Origin of the sequence: Neorhizobium sp. NPDC001467 (assembly GCF_050275975.1) — a bacterium.
In the GTDB taxonomy this organism is placed as follows: domain Bacteria; phylum Pseudomonadota; class Alphaproteobacteria; order Rhizobiales; family Rhizobiaceae; genus Neorhizobium.
Genome location: NZ_JBNNPS010000001.1, coordinates 834854 through 852905, shown reverse-complemented (window position 1 = coordinate 852905; position 18052 = coordinate 834854). Strand labels below are relative to the sequence as shown.

Genomic DNA, 18052 nt, shown 5'->3' with positions numbered 1-18052 from the left:
CAAGCACTGCCTGCCGTCTCCCTCTGCGCCGGTTTCGTCAGTCTTCCTGATGCCAGATTTTTCCCGGATTGAAGATATTACCCGGATCGAGGCTTTTTTTCACCGCCTGCATCAGCGCCAGTGCAGGCCCGGATTCCTGCGCCATGAGGCCGAGCTTGCCCTGACCGACCCCGTGCTCACCCGTGCAGGTGCCGTCCATGGCAAGCGCGCGCTCGCCCAGACGATGCGTGAAGGCTTCGACTTTCGCGACCGACTGCGGATCCTTGTCGTCGAACATGACAAGGACGTGAAAATTGCCGTCGCCGGCATGACCGACGATCGGCGCCAGCAAGCCCTCTGCGGCGATATCGGCCTGGGTTTCCGCGACGCATTCGGCCAGACGCGAGATCGGTACGCAAACATCGGTGGAGAAGCCGTTCAGCGATGGCGCGAGCGCACGTCCGGCCCAATAGGCATTATGGCGCGTCTTCCAGAGTTTGGCGCGCTCCTCGGCATTGGCTGTCCAGACAAATTCATCGCCGCCGAATTCCGCGGCGATTTCGGCAAATTGCGCCGACTGCAACGAAACGGTTTCCTCGGTGCCATGAAACTCAAGAAACAGCGTGGGTTTTTCCGGATATTCGAGATTGGAATAGGCGTTGCAGGCGCGGATCTGCATTGCATCGAGAAGCTCGATGCGCGCAACCGGAATTCCCATCTGGATAGTCATGATGACGGCATTGCAGGCCGCCTCGATCGTCTCGAAAGCGCAGACGCCGCCGCCGATCTTTTCGGGAATGCCTTGCAGCCGCAAAGTTACCGAGGTGATGATCCCGAGCGTGCCTTCCGAACCGACGTAAAGCCGGGTCAGGTCGTAGCCGGCCGACGACTTTCGGGCCCGGGTACCGACATGAATTTCCTCGCCCTCGGCAGTGACCACGGTCAGGGCCAGAACATTGTCCTTCATCGTGCCATAGCGAACGGCATTGGTGCCCGAAGCGCGGGTCGCGGTCATGCCGCCAATCGAGGCGTTGGCGCCCGGATCGATGGGGAAGAACAGACCGGTATCGCGCAGATGCACATTCAGTTCCTCCCGGGTGATGCCGGGCTCGACGGTAACATCGAGATCCTCCGGCGACAGGCGCAGAACCTTGTTCATGCGGGAAAAATCAATAGAGATGCCCCCATGCGTGGCATTGACCTGGCCTTCCAGCGAAGAGCCGGTACCGAAGGCGATGACCGGCACCTTATGGGCGGCGCAGGTCCTGACGACTTCTTTCACGTCCTCGCTGGTTTCGACGAAGACCACGCCATCGGGCAATTGCGACGGCAGATAGGTCGTGGTGTGCGCATGCTGTTCGCGGAAGGCCTGACCGGTCTGGAACCGCTCGCCGAAACTTTGCTTCAAGATCTCGACAGCGGCGGCAATGCCTTGTTCGTTGCGCTTGCCCTGCCGGACATCCCTGATTGCCATGTTCAGACTTCCTGTTTTATCCGGGCGCCTCGCCCTCGTCTCTTTTGGTATGGGAGCCGTTCGGCTTTGTCCAGTTTGAAGGGGGAAACTGCGCCTCCGGCAGTTTCCCGACTTCGAAAATCGCTGGACATGCTGTCGGCTCAAGCCTGTCCGATGGCGAGCGATGGAAACCCATGCATTGCTTCGCCGCGGCCGGGCCTACGGGCTTGCAGGGGCGATCGGTCAGATCGCCGGTTTGCGCCGGCCGACCAGCATCAGCAATACGGCGCCCAGGATGCCTGATGCCAGCGATCCCAGCAGAATACCGATCTTGACGTGATCCTGCACTGTCGGATCATCGAAGGCCAGAAGCCCGATGAACAGCGACATGGTGAAGCCGATGCCGCAAAGAAGCGCCGTGCCGGCCATTTGGGGCCATGTGGACTTGGCAGGCAGTTGCGCCAGCCGTAGCTTGACCAGAAGCGCCACCGTGCCGAGAACACCGACGACCTTGCCCGCCAGAAGCCCGACGGCAACGCCCATGGTCAGCGGTTCGGAGAACAGCGAGAGCGAGACCCCGGCCAGCGACACGCCGGCATTGGCAAAACCGAAGATCGGTACGATGATGAAGGCGACGGGTTTGTGCAGCCGGTGTTCCAGCCGGTGCAGCGGCGATACGTCATGCGATGCTTCGGGCGTGCCGGGCGTCAGCTTCAGCGGAATGGTCAGCGCCAGAAGCACACCGGCGAGCGTGGCATGGACGCCGGACGCAAAAACCAGAACCCACAGCACGGCGCCGAGCAGAAGATAGGGCACGAGGGACCCAACTTTCATCCGGTTGAGCGAAAACAGGACAGCGAGCGTCAGTGCCGCGCCGGCAAGCGCCAGACCGTTGAGTTCGGCCGTATAGAAGACCGCAATCACCATCACGGCGCCGAGATCGTCGATGATGGCGAGCGCCGCCAGGAAAATTTTCAGCGAGGCGGGCACGCGTGACCCCAGGAGCGAGAGCACGCCGAGCGCGAAGGCGATGTCGGTGGCTGTCGGCACTGCCCAGCCGCGCAGGGCGGCGGGATTGTTCCAGTTGAAGGCCACGTAAAACAGCGCGGGAAACAGCATGCCCCCGGCGGCGGCCGCCCCGGGAAGAACACGCCGGCTCCATGTCGAAAGCTGACCGTCGAGCATCTCGCGCTTGATCTCGAGCCCGACCAGCAGAAAGAAGGCCGCCATCAGTGCGTCGTTGATCCAGTGCTGCAGGCTGAGCGGGCCGATATAGATATGCAGGGCGTGGAAATAGGGCTCAGAAAGGGGAGAATTGGCGACGATGATCGCGAGCGCCGCCATAATCATCAGGACAAGACCACCTGCAGCCTCGTTGTCGAGAAAGTGGCGGAACGTGGACTGGATACGACCCGGGGACATAAGTGAAGACAAGAGTTATCGCTCCCTTTTGGAAGGTTGACTTTAGTCTCCGTCGATTTCGGGGAACCCGCAGCGCACGCAGCACACGCAATAGCCCTTGATATAGCGCAGGAGCCGATGGTTTTCCATTGAAATCGATCGGTTTTCCCGTTGCCTCGGCCAGCATGGCAGACGACGGAACAGGTCCGCCGAAACAGGTGCTTGGGATTAGCTGCATCGCCGAGCGAGATCGCAATGCACGGCCACATTCGCGTCGGCGCCGGTGCCGTCACTGCGCAAGCAGGCCCTCGGCCAGCGCGCGGAAAGCTTCGACCGCTTTTGGCAACGCAGCTGGTGGATCGTCGCTGGCCGCCACCCACAGGGCCGCATCAAAGGCTGCCCCGCACAGTAGCCGGCCGGCGACCTCGACATCCACCGGCTTCAATCTTCCCTCCTCCGCCAACTGGCGCACCGCAATCATTGTCTCCTTCAGACAACTGTTCTGGCTTGGCCAGGAGGACGGATCGCCGAGGACAGCGGGGCCATCAAGCAGAACGATCCTTTGCACCTCCGGATTGAGCGCCATTTCGATATAGGCTGCCGCCTGGCGCATAAGGCCATCCCATAGATCCGGGCTTGTTGCGCCAACCGCGCCCGCCTTCACCGCCATCTCACCATCGATCTCTTCGACAACGGCTGCCAGCAAACCTCGCTTGTCGCCAAAGCCGGAATAGAGCGCGCCGCGCGTCAATCCGGCGGCCGACGTCAGTTCATCCATCGATGCCGCTGCATAGCCTTTTTCCGCGAAAGCCCTTCGCGCCGAAGCGATCAGCCTCGCCCGGTTCTCCTTCATCGACTCACTGCGAGATACTGCCATCACACCCCTCTCACATACGCAACGTATTTGTAATTGACATACGCCCCGTATCCGAATATTGAAATACGGGGCGTATATCAAAATTCGATGCTGCTGCATAGCGATCAGACAGCACGCTCCCCAGCGGTTCCAGATACCAAAACCAGTAGAAAGGCCGAGCCCATGTCAAAACGCGAAGCTATCTTTCCCGAGGGACGCCATGCACTCTACGATCAACATGGCTATTCAGCCGCCGTGCGCGCCAGCGACCTGTTATTCGTATCAGGCCAGGTGGGAAGCCGCAGCGACGGGACGCCCGAAACGGACTTTGAAACGCAGGTGCGCCGCGCCTTCGCCAATCTGATTGCCGTGTTAAAGGCTGCGGGCGCAACGCTGGATGATGTTGTCGATGTCACCACATTCCACACCGATCCCGAGGCACAGTTCGAAACCATCATGAAGGTCAAAGCCGAATTTTTCGGCGAACCGCCCTACCCGACATGGACGGCTGTTGGCGTCACATGGCTTGCCGGCTTCGATTTCGAGATCAAGGTGGTTGCCCGTCTTCCGTCGGCTGCCAGCAATTGATGCCTGCGCATGGCGGGTCTGCGATCCGCCATGCGTCAAAGCCGGTCATCGCCCTCGCCGGTCATCGACTGCAGCGCGCGCATCACCTGGCCATGGTCGTAGGGCTTGGAAAAGAATGCGCCGCGCTGAGGCAAATCGATCTCGCTGACATGGATATGGCCGGATGTCAGTATGATCTCGATCGGCGGCCAGCGATCGCGCACCGCCGCCGCCAGATCCAGGCCATCCATGCTGCCGGGCATATCGATATCCGTGAAAACCACACGGATATCGCTTCGACATTCCAGAAGCCTGAGCGCCTCGTCGCCATTGGCGGCTTCGATGGCTTCGAGACCGGCATCCTCGACGAGGTCGATCGCCATCATGCGCAACAGCGGTTCATCTTCGACCACGAGCACGACAGGCCTTCCAAACGCCTGGGATTGCCCCATTCTCAGCCTGCCTCTTGCAAATGCGACAATGAGGCGGTCATGACAACCATCAGCCCCAGGGGATCATAACGGATATCGACGTCTCCGGTTCCCAGCAATCCCAAACGGATCAGCCGCGAACCGAAACCCCGACGTTTCGGCTCGGCCACAGCCGGGCCGTCGCTTTCGCGCCAGGTAAAGCGCAATTCAGGCTGGTCTCCCTCTTCCGTTACCTTCCAGTCGACCGCGATCCTGCCCCTATCGTTCGACAGGCTGCCGTATTTGACCGCATTGGTGGCCAGTTCATGCAGGAGAAGCATCACCGATTGCGTCGCTTTCGGCCCCATGAAGACCGGAGGACCGCTGATCTCCGATCGTTCCAGCATGCCGATGCGATCGAGCGTGCCGGAGACAAGGGCTTTCAGATCCGCGCCGGTCCAGTTGCGGTGGATCAGCACGTCATGCGCGGAACTGAGCGCCTGAAGGCGTTTTTCGAAAGCGATGATCGGGTCACGTTGCGTGATGGGTTTGAGCGTCTGGGTGGCGATCGCCTGAACGATCGACAGCGTATTCTTGAGCCGATGGCTGAGTTCCCGATTGAGTATGTCCTGATCCTGCTCGGCCAGAAGACGGCCGATGGCTGCCTGCAACCGGTCGCCTACGCTGCGAATGAAATCCACCTCCTGATGGCTCCATTCGTGCGGGTCCTGATAGTGCACAAATACGAGAAGCGTGAACCGGCCCCTGTCGAAGATCGGCACGTTGACAAGAACGCGTACCCCCACGTCGAGGAGAGCCTGGGCATGATCGCAGGTGCGCGGATCGGCGGTAACATCGCCGATCATGACGGTTTCGCCCCGGCGCAGATCGTCGAAGAAGGACCCGTAGTCTCGGAAGCGGCGCAGTCCTTCGAATGTAGAAACGCCGGGAGCACGCCAGTCCGGCTGGATCATCACGGTTTCGGAAAGGGAATCGACGAGACCGAATCCCGCCTGCGTGGCGCCGAGCGCCCGCGCCATCAGTTCGGCGGCGTCGAAGGCGGCCTGTTGGACGTCTTCCATGTCGCGCAGCACGTCACCCAGTTCCATCATCGCCTGCATGCGCGCCTGCGCCGCGCGTTGTTCGGTAATGTCCTGCAGCGTACCCACCATACGCACCGGCCGCCCATCTGCATCGTGGTGGAAGGAGGCGCGTCGCGAAATCCAGCGGATGCCTTCCCGGGGCGTGACGATACGGTACTGCGCCTCGAGCATTGCCGACCCATCGGCGCGGGTCTTGTCGGCCGATGGCAGATGGCGGTCCTCAGGCAGGATGAAATCGTAGATGACGTCCGCCGGGTACTCATCCTGCACTGGCAGGCGGAAGATGCGGCAGCCCTCGGCGGAGATCTTCATCCGGCCGCTTGCAATGTCGATGTCGAACGTGCCGATCCCGCCGGCTTCCTGGGCTGCGATACTACTGGCCGCGATGGCGCGCACCTCGGAACTGATGCGTTTTTGACGGCGGAAGAGATCATCCTTGCGGCTGGACGTGTGGCGCATTTCCAGAAGCACAACGACCTGACGCGCCAGCGCCGACAACGACTTGCGCTGCATCTCTGTCAAACCGTTGGGCCGAGCCGCGTAGTCGATGACGCAGAGCGTACCGACGGGCACGCCCTCAGCAGAAATCAACGGCGCACCGGCATAAAAGCGGAAATGCGGATCAGAGGTAACGGCAATATTGTCGTTGGTTCTCGGGTCGAGGGTGAGGTCTGGAATGACCAGCACGTCCGGGCTTGATAGCGCATGCTGGCAGACCGACTGCTCGATCGGCCCTTCGCTGCGATCAAACCCGAGACGCGCCTTGAACCACTGGCGATCCCTATCGAGAAGGCTCACCAGAGCGACCGGCGCGTGACACAAATGCCCGGCCAGCAGCACGATATCGTCAAATTCGGGCTCTGATGGCGTATCTAGAATATTATAGAGGGCAAGGGCTTCCAGCCTTCTGGTGTCGTCCCGCTCCGATGTCACCGTATCCAGCACCCTCTCCGCATCACCCCGTCGCCAACATGGAGGAAACTGCTAAAAAAGCAACATCGAACTCTACCCGGCCGATATTCTATTCGGCAGCCTGCAAGGGGCGCTGCTTCGGCGCGTTGGCAGCCTGGCCGTGCGCCAGCGCCAGTTCGTCTGTCAAGCGCTGCGCTTCCTGCGCATGCGGCTTGCCGAAGCGGGCAAGGAGCAGATAGGCGACCGGGGTGATGTAGAGCGTGACAAGCGTCGCCATGCCCAGCCCGCCGACGATCACCCAACCGAGCGCGATGCGCGCCTCGGCACCCGCTCCCTGCGCCAGCACCAGCGGCACGCCACCGAGCACGGCCGCGATCATCGTCATCATGACAGGCCGCAGGCGGATGCTGCAGGCCTTTTCGATCGCCTCGCGGCACGTCGCGCCGGCATCGCGCAAATGGTTGGCGAATTCAACGATCAGAATGCCGTTCTTGGCCATGACGCCGATGAGGAGCACGAGACCGATCTGGCTGTAGACGTTGAGGCTCGATCCGGTCAGCACCAGCGCGAAGACGGCGCAGGCCAACCCGAGCGGTACGGTCGACATGATGATGATCGACGACAGGACGCTCTCAAACTGCGCTGCCAGAACCAGGAAGATGATGGCGATGGCGAAACCGAAGGTAAGCGCCATGCCGGAGGAGTTTTCCTGAAGCGTCGCCGCTTCGGCAAGCGGGATGAGGCGCGAGCCCTGCGGTATCAGCGGTTCAGCCAGCTGCGTTGCCACCTGCACGGCCTGACCGAGCGAGACGCCGTCCTTGAGGCCGGCAGAGAAGGACACGGCGGCCAGTTGCTGTTCGCGTCGCAGCGTTGGCGAGACGGCGCGTTCCTGCAGCGTCGCCACCGTCGACATCGGCACCATGCGGCCGTCCTTGGTCTTCAGGAAGATGTTTTCAAGATCCGTCGGGTCATCCAGTGGCCGTGTCGTCGATTTCAGCTTGACCGGGATCGCCTCGCCATCAACGAAGACATCGACGACCGACCTGCCTTCCAGGAGCGACTGAATGGAAGTGCCGAGCGCCTTGATATCGATACCGAGATCGGACGCCCGCTCGCGATTGACGGTGACAAAGATCTGCGCCTGGTTCGGCTCGTCGTTAAGACGCGGCGTATCGAACAGGTTGGTTTCCCGCAGCGCCTCGATCAGCTTCTGTGCCGATGCCGTCAGGGCCTCGTGATTGGTGCCCACCAACGCCATCTGCAGGCCATTGCCGGCACCGCGAATACGTAGGCTGTTCTGCTGAATGGCATTGGCGCGCAGCGCCGGAACAGTGGAAACGGCGGCATTGATATCCTTTACGATGTCCGCCTGTGTGCGCTCACGTTCATTCCACGGTGCCAGCGTCAGCACCATGAAGCCGCTGTTGGACGCGCCACCCTGCCCCGAAATGGAAAAGATGTTCTGGATCTCGCCGCTGTCACGCAGCGGCTGCAGCTTTTCCTCGATCAGTTGAAGCTTGTCGCGGGTATATTCGAGGCTGACGCCTTCCGGTGCAGTAGCGCGCAGCATGACCATGGCGCGGTCTTCCTGCGGCGTCAGTTCGCTGTGCACCCTGCCGAACATCGTATAGGCGACGCCGGCGATGAGCAGACCGATGATGATGACGGCGAGTGGCGCATTCAGGCAGGCGCTGAGGCTGCGGGTGTAAAGGCCGCCCAGGACACCGCCGAAGCGGCCGAGCATGCCGTGATCCTCGCGCATCGGCTTGGTCAGCATGCGCGACGCCAGCATCGGGCAGAGCGTCAGCGCCGTGATCGACGACAGGCCGACGGCAAAGGCCAGCACGAAACCGAACTCGCGGAACAAGCCCCCCATCTGGCCTGGTAGGAAGGAGAGCGGAATGAAGACGGCAGCAAGCGTGGCGGTCGTTGCTAGCACGGCGAAAAACACTTCCTGCGTGCCAAGCACGGCAGCGGCGCGCGGTCCCATGCCTTCGGCGCGCCGGCGCACGATGTTTTCGAGAACCACGATCGCGTCGTCCACCACCAGACCGGTGGCCAGCACGATGGCGAGCAGCGTCAGGATATTGATGGAAAAGCCGACCATGTAGATCGCCACCAACGTGCCGATCAGCGCCACCGGGATCGTCAGCGCCGGGATCAGCGTCGCCTTCCAGTCGCGCAGGAAGAGATAGATGACCACGACGACGATCAGGCTGGAAAGGCCGAGCGCGATCTCGACTTCATGCAGCGCGCCGTCGATGAAGACGGCATCGTCGCTGGTGATGGCGATGCGCGTTCCTTCCGGCAGGGTCGGCTGCAGGGCGGCAACCGCAGCCTTAACCCCTTCGGAAATGTTCAGGGTGTTCGACTGCGCTTGGCGCAGGACACCGAGACCCACGCCCGGGACGCCGTTGGACCGCAAAGCGGTGGTGCCGTCGTCCGGACCGAGCATGACGGTCGCCACGTCGCGGATGCGAACATTGTCGCCGATCAGGACGTTTTCGAAATCGTGCGGCGTTGTGAGATTGGCGGTGGCGCGGACGATGATATCCTGCGTCGAGGATTCCAGTGATCCGGCCGGCACATCAAGTGCGGCGGTCGACAGCGCGTTGGAAAGATCGGCGATCGTCAGCCCGCGGCCCGCCAGCGCTTCCTGGTCGACATCGACACGAAAAACCTTTTCCTGATCGCCGTAGAGCTCGACATCGGCGACACCGTCGACGGCCGCCAGACGGTCGGAGATTTCATTATCGACCAGAAGCGTCAGATCTTCCATCGACAGCGTCGTGGAAGTGACGGCGAGACGCATGATCGGCTGGCTGTCGCTGTCGGCCTTGATGATGCGGGGTTCGTCGGCATCCTCCGGCAACTGGTTGGTGACGCGACCCAGCGCATCCCGCACGTCGTTGGCGGCCACCGCCAGATCGGCCGTGTCGCTGAATTCCAGCGTGACGCGGCTCTGGCCGAAATCGGAAACCGAAGAAATGGACTTAAGGCCGCTGACGCGAGCGACTGCGCCCTCGATGACGTCGGTGACTTCCTGGTCCATCGTCTGGGCCGAGGCGCCGTCATAGGTGGTGCGCACGCTGATGACCGGTTGGTCGACGTCCGGAAGTTCGCGCACTTCGATACCGACGAGGGCCGCCAGACCGGCGACCACCAACAGCGTGTTCAAGACGGCAGCGAGCACCGGGCGACGCACGAACAATGCCGTGAAACTCTTCTGGCTGTCAGCGCTTTTGCCGTGGCCGGACATGTGTTCGCTCTCGTCGTTGATGCTCATCGGCTGGCGACCTCCGGCGTCTTTTCACCGGCCACGCGCACCGTGCCGTTTTCGCGAACACGTTGCAGGCCTTCGGTCGCGACCATGTCGCCCTCCTTCACGTCCCCGGCGACGAGAATGGCGTCGGGATTGCGCTGAATGATGCGCACGCGGGCCTTCACCGACTTCTTGTCGACGATCTGCCACACGAACGAGCCCTTGCTGTCCCACTGGACCGAAAGCGGATCGACGGAGGCATAGGTTTCGCCGGGAAAACGCATCGTTACGCCGAACGACATGCCGGCGCGCAGAAGATCGTCCTCGTTGTCGATCTTGGCCCGGATCCGGATGGTGCGGCTGGCCGGATCGACACGGTTGTCGACCGCCTCGACTTCGCCCTCGAACACGCGGCCCGGACGCGAGGCGGACGTCGCCTCGACCGGCATGCCGACCTTGACCTGCACGGCAAACCGTTCCGGCGCCCAGAAGTCCACCAGCAATTGCTCGCGGTTATCCAGCTGAACGATATTGCTCGTGGTGGTAACGTTGTCGCCGATATTGACAGCCACGATGCCGACAATGCCATCGATCGGCGCCACCACGGAACGGCGCTTCAATGCCAGTTCGGCATTGGTGAGCGTCAGCTGCGCGGTTTCCTTGGCGATCTGCGCATCGAGAACCTCGAGACGCGAAAAGCTCTTCAGCGCCGAATAGCTGTCCGACTTTTCGCGGGCGCTGCGCAGCACGACCTGTGCCTGATCGCGCACGATGATCTGCTCATCATCGTCGAGCTGGGCAAGAACCGTGCCCTTGCGGACGCGATCGCCCGACTTCACGTGAATTTCGTTGATGGTCCCGGAGGCCTGCGGCATGACGATGACCGACTGGATAGCCTCGCCGCTGCCGATTGCCGACAACTGGTCGTTGACAACACCCTTACCAACGGGGCGTGTAGCGACCAGAACCGTTTGCTGCCCACCGCCGCCGCGTTGGGTCCCGGCTGGCGCCCTGCTGCCGGAGGACGGCTCCGCCGAGACGGGTTCGCTGACGGCCGGATTGATCTTGGCGACGGCGCCTTCGGGAACACCCATCGCAACCAGCGTACGGCCGGCGTCTGCCGACAGCCACACCCAGAGACAGAGGCCTGCAAGCAACATCGCCGCCGAGATCACGAGCTGGTTTCCGATCCGCATGCATTTCTCCGGCATTCAAGGTAAGTAGGCAGGTCGCACGGCTACAATTATGTTCGCTTCGGCCGTTCCGCGCAATGCTTCGCAGCCGACCTTACCGATTTGTAACCTCGCGAAATTGCAAGCATATGTCGGCTGCGGATGTCCGCTTGGAAAACTACGGGCGGCTATGACCATCACCCGCCCGGCGCCAGCGGTTTTCACTTTACCCGGCGCCGGGTCTGAAAAAGTCCACAGTCACGGCGCAGCGTTGGAATGAAAGCAGAACATCTTTCTGGCCTTTCGGTTCCGAATCACTACATTGGCGCCCATGAGCAATAGTTTCGACGATATTCCGTTCTTCGATGAAGAGCCGGAACCCCGCCGCCAGCCGCAGCGCGGCCGGACTGAGGATGCCGCCAGCCCAGCCGCGGGCGGTCTTGGCATCGCGGCGCGCGCAATGGCCGCCCGCGATCAGAACCGGCCTTCCATCGACTACCTGTCGGGCCTCAACCCGGAACAACGCGAGGCTGTCGAGACGACAGACGGCCCAGTCCTCGTTCTCGCCGGTGCCGGCACCGGCAAGACGCGCGTGCTGACAACCCGCATCGCCCATATTCTGGCGACCGGAAAAGCATGGCCGAGCCAGATTCTTGCTGTCACCTTCACCAACAAGGCGGCACGCGAGATGAAGGAGCGCATCGGTGTTCTCGTCGGCGGCGCGGTGGAAGGCATGCCGTGGCTGGGCACATTCCATTCGATCGGCGTGAAACTGTTGCGCCGTCATGCGGAGCTGGTAGGCCTTCGCTCGGACTTCACCATTCTCGACACCGACGACGTCGTGCGGCTGATCAAGCAGCTGATCCAGGCCGAAGGTCTCGACGACAAGCGCTGGCCGGCCAAGCAGTTCGCGGGCATGATCGACGGCTGGAAAAACAAGGGGCTGCTTCCGCCAGACATCCCGGAAGGCGATGCCCGCGCCTTTGCGAACGGCAAGGGCCGCGAGCTCTACGCTGCCTATCAGGCGCGTCTGCGCACGCTGAACGCCTGCGATTTCGGCGACCTTCTGCTGCATCCGATCGCACTGTTCCGCAAGGCGCCGGATCTGCTCAAGGAATATCACGAGCGCTTTCGTTACATTCTGGTGGACGAGTATCAGGACACCAACACCGCGCAGTACATGTGGCTGAGGCTGCTTGCGCAGCGGCCGAAGGGCGTTCCGCAGAATGTCTGCTGCGTGGGTGACGACGACCAGTCGATCTATGGCTGGCGTGGCGCCGAAGTGGACAATATCCTGCGCTTCGAAAAGGATTTCGTCGGCGCCAAGGTCATCAAGCTCGAGCGCAACTATCGCTCCACGGAGCATATTCTCGGCGCTGCCGGTCATCTGATCGCCCACAATGAAGGACGCCTGGGCAAGACGCTGTTTACCGACCGTCAAGAACCGGATGACGAGAAGGTGCAGGTGCACGCCGCCTGGGATTCCGAAGAGGAAGCGCGCGCAGTCGGCGAGGAAATCGAGCGGCTGCAACGCGGCGACAGCACCGATGGCAAGAAGCACGCGTTGAACGACATGGCGATCCTCGTGCGCGCCTCCTTCCAGATGCGCGAATTCGAAGACCGTTTCGTCACGCTCGGCCTCAATTACCGCGTCATCGGCGGTCCGCGCTTTTACGAGCGTCTCGAAGTGCGCGATGCGATGGCCTATTTCCGCCTCGTCTGCCAGTCCTCCGACGATCTGGCCTTCGAGCGCATCGTGAACACGCCCAAACGCGGACTAGGCGATACGACCATCCGTAACCTGCACGACTATGCCCGCACGCGCGACATTCCCATGCTTGCCGCAGCAGGTGATATCATCGAGACGGACGAGTTGAAGCCGAAGGCGCGCAAGGCGCTGTTCGACGTCGTCCAGAGTTTCAAGAACTGGCAGGAACGTCTTGAAACCGTTCCACATACCGAGCTGGCTGAACAGATACTTGAAGAGTCGGGCTATACCGACATGTGGAAGAACGACAAGTCGGCGGAGGCGCCAGGCCGTCTCGAAAACCTCAAGGAACTGGTCCGCTCGATGGAGCAGTTCGAATCCATGCGCGGTTTCCTTGAGCATGTTGCGCTGGTCATGGATGCGGAGACTAACGAGAACCTCGATGCCGTCTCGATCATGACGCTGCATTCGGCCAAGGGGCTGGAGTTCGACACCGTGTTCCTTCCCGGCTGGGAAGAAGGGCTTTTCCCGCACCAGCGCGCGCTGGACGAAGGCGGTCGCTCCGGCCTGGAGGAAGAACGTCGTCTCGCCTATGTGGGCCTTACACGCGCAAAACGCCGCTGCCATCTCTGGTTCGTCTCCAACCGGCGCATCCACGGCCTGTGGCAATCGACTATGCCATCGCGTTTCCTTGATGAATTGCCGCCGGCGCATGTCGATGTCGCCGAACCTTCCGATAGCAGCTATGGCGGCTATGGCGGGCGCGGCGGCTATGGCCAGTCACGCTTCGACAAGGCCGACCCCTTCGCCAATTCCTACGCAACGCCCGGCTGGAAACGCGCCCAGGCCAACAAGACGGATGCCACCCGCGACAATTGGGGTTCGCGCTCCGGCCATGCGGTCGAGCGTATCGGTTACGGTGAAACGGGGCCACGCGGCCGCATGATCGAAGGCGAACTCGTGGCCAAATCGGTCGCAAGCACGCCTTCGAAATTTGCCGTCGGCGACCGGGTGTTCCACATTAAGTTCGGAAATGGCAACGTGGCGGCGATCGAGGGCAACAAGCTGACCATCGAATTCGACCGCGCCGGGCAGAAGCGCGTGCTCGACGGCTTCGTCGAGAAGGTGTGACGCGAAAATAGAGAGCGAGGTCGGGCGTGAAAATATGGGTCATGTCCGATCTGCATCTGGAAGCGTCGCCTATGCGGCTGCCGTTGAAAATCCCGCAGGCGGATGTATGCGTCTGTGCGGGCGACCTGACCATCCACGGCATCGTGCCGAGCCTGCGCTGGCTCCATGATCATGTTTCCTTCCGCATGCCGGTGGTGTTTGTCGCAGGCAATCACGAATTTTACGACGCCGTTTTCCGCGACAGTCTGCAGGCTGCACGCGAGGCCGCACCTCTGCTTGATGACATCCATTTTCTCGACGGCGGTACGGTGACGCTTGGCGGTACTCTTTTTATCGGCGCGACGCTGTGGACGGATTTTGCGATGCTGGGCGATGCGCAGGCGGCCATGGCGCTCGCAGGCGAGCGGATGAACGATTACCGCCGCACTCTTTATCTACAGGATCCGCCACAACCCTTGACGCCGGCCCTTACCCGCGAAAAACACGTGGCCGATCGGGTAGCCATCGAACATGCGCTGGCAGCCACGCCGAAGGACGGACCGCGGGTCGTGGTGACGCACCATCTGCCAAGTCGTCTGTCGCTTCCCGAACGTCAGCGTGAAAGACCGATCTCGGCGGCCTATGCTTCGGACCTCGAAGAGACAATCCTTGCCGCAAAGCCCGATTTGTGGATCCACGGCCATGTCCACGTCGCCTGTGATTACCGGATCGGCGAGACGCGCGTCCTTGCCAACCCGCGTGGTTATCCCGGCGAGCGGACGCATACGCTGTTCGATGCTGGCCTCGTGGTGGAGGTCTAGCGCACCTCGCAGCTAATCTGAGCCATTCTGCCGGCGCCGATTAGCGAAGGGCATACCTTGGGGTACGTTCGGGCCGATCGCCTCTGCCCCTGACGGAAAGATGCCCGCCCCTCCTTCCTTCTGATCAAATGCGGGGTTGATTGATACCGGCCGCCTATTCGTTCGGCCGGCTTGGCCGTATGCTTTGGCTACCACACGCGCCGGCCGAACGGAGAGCCGACTCCGTCTAAGCCAACAGAATGGCGCAGATTAGCTGCGACCCGCTCTAGCGCCTCAGCGCAATCCCTGCCGGTGCAGGAAGGCGTCGACATCCGTGGTATAGACGCCCGGCCGACCGAGATCGGCATTGATGGCTTCATGGCGCAGTGCGACGGCAAGCGTCGAGACACGGCTGCCGGCCTTTGCAGCAAACGCACGCGCCTGTGGGCAGGACGTTTGGCGCAGACTGGAACAGACCAACAGGATCGGCGGCAGGCTCTTACCGTCCCGGAGCTGCGCAGCCGGCGAGGCTTTCCGCCACCGGGTTGGGTCCCGGCCGAAAGCGCGGCCGTAGAGGCGCGCATGTTCGCCGCGCATGATCGCCTCGACATCGAGCGCAGCGCTATCAAGCGCCACGGTCGCCAGCCACGGTTCGAGCTTCGCCTTGCGGGCGAGATCGCCATCGGTGGTCACCAGCATGGCGACATGGGCGCCGGAGGAATGCCCCATCAGCACGATCTTGCGCGGATCCCCACCCCAGCCGGCGGCGTTCTTCTGCACGAAGCCGAGCGCCAAGGCTGCGTCCCCAGCCTGCGCAAGCGGATCTGCCTGCGGCAGAAGCCGCGTCTCGATGGAAACGAACAGCGCGCCCTTGGGGAGCCAGTGCGTCACCTTGTTGTCGACCACCTGCGCCGCCGATTTGGAACCAAGCGCCCAGGCACCGCCATGCAGCATGACGATGATCGGTGCGTTGACAGTCGGTTTTGCGGGTTGATAGAGGTCGAGGCGCTGCTGCGGCAGTGCGCCATAGGCGAGATCGCGCTCGATGCGAACGCCTTCCGGTAGCGCTGAGACCTCGCTTGCCGGCCCGCCGCGCCGGCGTTCCGCTCGAAACAGAGCGAGAGCAGAGGCGCAGGACGGCGCAACCTCGCTCGCATGCGCCCGCAGGCATGTGGCTACCGCGCCGCCGCCAGGACGGATACCGCGGCAGAACTGACGGTAATCGGCACGGCATGCCCTGCTGGAAACCAGAGCGCCCTCGGCCTGCGCGACCGCTTCGCCGGCCGGGGGCAGCCAGGCCGCGAGCGACAGCGCGATAGCAGCAAGCCACATTCGGGTTCGGGAAGGCATCTGCCTGATGAAGTAGGATTGCTTTGAGAGGCGGCGATCGGCGGCAAGAAGCAGGAGCATGGATCACAATTCTCCGGGCGCAGCGCGGCAAGCGGGCGCTTGCCGATATTCGCGAGAATGAGCCTTCGCCGTCAAGAATGCTTTTGCACCCGATGCGCGGCAATCGCAGCGTACCGCCGCAAAAGCCCCTGGCCGCCCCGCGTCATTCCCGACAACGACCAAACGACAAAGACGCCGCCCGGCAGGCAGCGTCTTTGCTCAAGGATCACATTTTCGGGATCAGGCGTCGTTGCCCCGTTTGAACAGGTCCACCAGCGTCTTGCCGGAGGAGCCGCCGCGTCCGGGACGCTTGCCATCCCATTCGTCGACGATCACCAGATGGGTAATATCGCCGCGACGGAAGGCCGCAAGGAACTTGTCGTATTGCGCAAAGGCCACGCAGCCGTGCGAATCGCCGCGTGTGCGCAGCAGGTAGCTATGGGCCAGCAGACCGGTCCGGTTTAGCGGGTTCTTTCCGTCGACCGAGGTCAACCGAATGGCCGCCACGCCGTGGAACAGCTTTTCCCGCATCGACAGCTTGTAGCTTCCCGCAGGGGTCGGCCCCTTCATCTTGACATGCGTCATCTTCGGATCGTCGCGCAGCTTGCCGATGCCGGAATGCGCTTCGAGCTTGCTGCCGTCCGGCAGATAGACCGTCGCATTGGTAATATCGTACACCGCCACCTTGGAGCCGAGACCCGACCAGTTCGGCGCCGAACGGGAGGGGGCCGACGGCGCCGTCTGGCGCATCGGATTGTCCGGCTTGGCATAGGCAAGAACCGTATCGGGCTTTTCGTCACGCGTCGGCTTCTGCGGCGAAACGCGGGCAATCGCATCGAGACCACTGCGCGGCGAGGCGCCTTCGGAAAGATCGACCTCGGGCTTCGCTGGCTTGGAAGCGGCCACGATCTTTGCGACCTGCGGGCGGCCGAACGGCATCGGCCCGTTTTCCGGCAAGGCATCGCCAAGCGCAAGTTCGTTCGAACGGGCTGGCGCCTCAGGGTCGGCAGCGGCAATTTCCATACTGTCTTCGACCGGCGCGATCGTCTTAAGCTGCGCGACGTCCGTGGCCGGCACGACATCCTGGACGATATCCGGCAGGGCGCCGCGCGGCGCGACAGCGACAACACTCTGCATCGCCGGCATCAAAGCTCCGCGGATCGCCTCGGAATTCGGGCGGGCCGCCATCAGGGCCGCGAAGCGCCGGTCCTCTTCGGCAGCCTTCATCTTGGCAGCAGCCGCGACGAGCGCGATGTCGAGCCCGGCGCGCACGGCCTCGTCGGCCGGTCGCAAGGCGGCCATGACCGATGCCTCGGCGCCTTCAAGACGGCCCGATTTCGGATCGACCGATGTCGGAATTCGCGAAAATTTTGCAACGTCAACCAGGCGCTGCCGGTCGCTATCGACGGTCACCGACTGGTGATCGTCAGCCACAACTGGAACCGGCGCGGCGACGCGCATCGACAACACGGTTTGGAATTTCGGCTGCGGCGCGAGGCTCGTTGTGCCTGCCATCTTGCCCACCGACAGGACGGCAGCACCAACCCAGACACCACCGAGCAAGGTTGCACCAAGAACAACGGTGCCGACGAAAGCGCCTTTCGACTTGCTTGCGGACGCCTTGGCCTTTCGACCCTTGCGCCTGCCATTGGGGCATTCAAAGGAGTTTTCGAAACTGTCTATTGTCAGCGCCATACTGGTTACCCGCACACTCTACGCAAACCGGTGGCGCTACCGAACGCCACGCCACCGAAATCGGGCAACACGCACGGCGGGAGATCAGAAATCTCCGAGCCAGCGATCGCCGGTTGCTGAAGAGAATGCCGAGTTATGGTAACCAAATTGTTTACGCCGCCCCTGATTTCGATCCCCAGTCAGTATTCAATTGCGCTAATACTGGCGCTTTCCGTCGGAAATTTAGCCAAAATAC

At 62.1% G+C, this 18052-nt stretch carries 12 protein-coding genes; 3 read left to right on the top strand and 9 right to left on the bottom strand.

The genetic code is table 11. The features are described 5' to 3' along the window. Window positions 1-37: 37 nt before the first annotated feature. The 3 genes from ACQKKX_RS04205 to ACQKKX_RS04195 all read right to left on the bottom strand — a co-directional run bounded on the left by ACQKKX_RS04205 (window position 38) and on the right by ACQKKX_RS04195 (window position 3710). Entirely contained in the window at window positions 38-1453 is a 1416-nt protein-coding gene (locus ACQKKX_RS04205; RefSeq protein WP_427569104.1) for an FAD-binding oxidoreductase, read from the bottom strand. Between the two features lie 222 nt (window positions 1454-1675). Further along, window positions 1676-2866: a Na+/H+ antiporter NhaA gene (nhaA, locus tag ACQKKX_RS04200; RefSeq protein WP_427569102.1), complete on the bottom strand. Its 1191-nt coding sequence runs from the start codon at window positions 2864-2866 to the stop codon at window positions 1676-1678. Window positions 2867-3122: 256 nt separating this feature from the next. Continuing rightward, on the bottom strand, window positions 3123-3710 hold the full coding sequence (locus ACQKKX_RS04195) for a TetR/AcrR family transcriptional regulator (protein ID WP_427569101.1): 588 nt from the start codon (window positions 3708-3710) through the stop codon (window positions 3123-3125). A 162-nt stretch (window positions 3711-3872) separates the two neighbouring features. On the opposite strand from ACQKKX_RS04195, the gene ACQKKX_RS04190 reads away from it, so the two are divergent. After that, window positions 3873-4277, top strand: a complete 405-nt coding sequence (locus ACQKKX_RS04190; protein ID WP_427569100.1) for a RidA family protein — start codon at window positions 3873-3875, stop codon at window positions 4275-4277. A 35-nt stretch (window positions 4278-4312) separates the two neighbouring features. On the opposite strand, the gene ACQKKX_RS04185 is transcribed toward ACQKKX_RS04190, so the two are convergent. The 4 genes from ACQKKX_RS04185 to ACQKKX_RS04170 form a co-directional block, all read right to left on the bottom strand. Beyond that, the gene (locus tag ACQKKX_RS04185) at window positions 4313-4708 is read right to left on the bottom strand and encodes a response regulator (protein WP_427569099.1); all 396 of its coding nucleotides are present in this window, start codon (window positions 4706-4708) and stop codon (window positions 4313-4315) included. Window positions 4709-4710: 2 nt separating this feature from the next. After that, window positions 4711-6714 carry a GAF domain-containing protein gene (locus ACQKKX_RS04180; protein ID WP_427569097.1) on the bottom strand — a complete coding sequence of 668 codons (2004 nt, stop codon included), beginning with the start codon at window positions 6712-6714 and terminating at the stop codon, window positions 4711-4713. A 76-nt stretch (window positions 6715-6790) separates the two neighbouring features. Then, complete coding sequence (locus ACQKKX_RS04175) at window positions 6791-9940, bottom strand: efflux RND transporter permease subunit (RefSeq protein WP_427569345.1); 3150 nt, start codon at window positions 9938-9940, stop codon at window positions 6791-6793. A gap of 23 nt (window positions 9941-9963) precedes the next feature. Further along, a complete protein-coding gene (locus ACQKKX_RS04170) occupies window positions 9964-11139 on the bottom strand; it encodes an efflux RND transporter periplasmic adaptor subunit (protein ID WP_427569095.1) in 1176 nt (391 codons plus the stop codon). 307 nt (window positions 11140-11446) lie between these two features. Between ACQKKX_RS04170 and ACQKKX_RS04165 the strand changes: the two genes are divergently transcribed. Both ACQKKX_RS04165 and ACQKKX_RS04160 read left to right on the top strand, forming a co-directional pair. Further along, on the top strand, window positions 11447-13954 hold the full coding sequence (locus tag ACQKKX_RS04165) for an ATP-dependent helicase (RefSeq protein ID WP_427569092.1): 2508 nt from the start codon (window positions 11447-11449) through the stop codon (window positions 13952-13954). A 41-nt stretch (window positions 13955-13995) separates the two neighbouring features. Next, on the top strand, window positions 13996-14754 hold the full coding sequence (locus ACQKKX_RS04160) for a metallophosphoesterase (RefSeq protein WP_427569089.1): 759 nt from the start codon (window positions 13996-13998) through the stop codon (window positions 14752-14754). Between the two features lie 273 nt (window positions 14755-15027). Here ACQKKX_RS04160 and ACQKKX_RS04155 read toward each other — a convergent pair whose 3' ends face one another. Then, on the bottom strand, window positions 15028-16065 hold the full coding sequence (locus tag ACQKKX_RS04155) for an alpha/beta hydrolase fold domain-containing protein (RefSeq protein ID WP_427569087.1): 1038 nt from the start codon (window positions 16063-16065) through the stop codon (window positions 15028-15030). 297 nt (window positions 16066-16362) lie between these two features. After that, window positions 16363-17817, bottom strand: a complete 1455-nt coding sequence (locus ACQKKX_RS04150; RefSeq protein ID WP_427569085.1) for a tlde1 domain-containing protein — start codon at window positions 17815-17817, stop codon at window positions 16363-16365. Window positions 17818-18052: the final 235 nt, after the last annotated feature.

What these genes read in the sequence shown, in the direction of transcription:
- ACQKKX_RS04190 (WP_427569100.1), top strand. Translation starts at nt 3,873, where the DNA reads ATGTCAAAACGCGAAGCTATCTTTCCCGAGGGACGCCATGCACTCTAC.
- ACQKKX_RS04195 (WP_427569101.1), bottom strand. Translation starts at nt 3,710, where the DNA reads ATGGCAGTATCTCGCAGTGAGTCGATGAAGGAGAACCGGGCGAGGCTG.
- ACQKKX_RS04165 (WP_427569092.1), top strand. Translation starts at nt 11,447, where the DNA reads ATGAGCAATAGTTTCGACGATATTCCGTTCTTCGATGAAGAGCCGGAA.
- ACQKKX_RS04160 (WP_427569089.1), top strand. Translation starts at nt 13,996, where the DNA reads ATGTCCGATCTGCATCTGGAAGCGTCGCCTATGCGGCTGCCGTTGAAA.
- ACQKKX_RS04155 (WP_427569087.1), bottom strand. Translation starts at nt 16,065, where the DNA reads ATGTGGCTTGCTGCTATCGCGCTGTCGCTCGCGGCCTGGCTGCCCCCG.
- ACQKKX_RS04205 (WP_427569104.1), bottom strand. Translation starts at nt 1,453, where the DNA reads ATGGCAATCAGGGATGTCCGGCAGGGCAAGCGCAACGAACAAGGCATT.
- ACQKKX_RS04170 (WP_427569095.1), bottom strand. Translation starts at nt 11,139, where the DNA reads ATGCGGATCGGAAACCAGCTCGTGATCTCGGCGGCGATGTTGCTTGCA.
- ACQKKX_RS04185 (WP_427569099.1), bottom strand. Translation starts at nt 4,708, where the DNA reads ATGGGGCAATCCCAGGCGTTTGGAAGGCCTGTCGTGCTCGTGGTCGAA.
- ACQKKX_RS04175 (WP_427569345.1), bottom strand. Translation starts at nt 9,940, where the DNA reads ATGTCCGGCCACGGCAAAAGCGCTGACAGCCAGAAGAGTTTCACGGCA.
- ACQKKX_RS04150 (WP_427569085.1), bottom strand. Translation starts at nt 17,817, where the DNA reads ATGGCGCTGACAATAGACAGTTTCGAAAACTCCTTTGAATGCCCCAAT.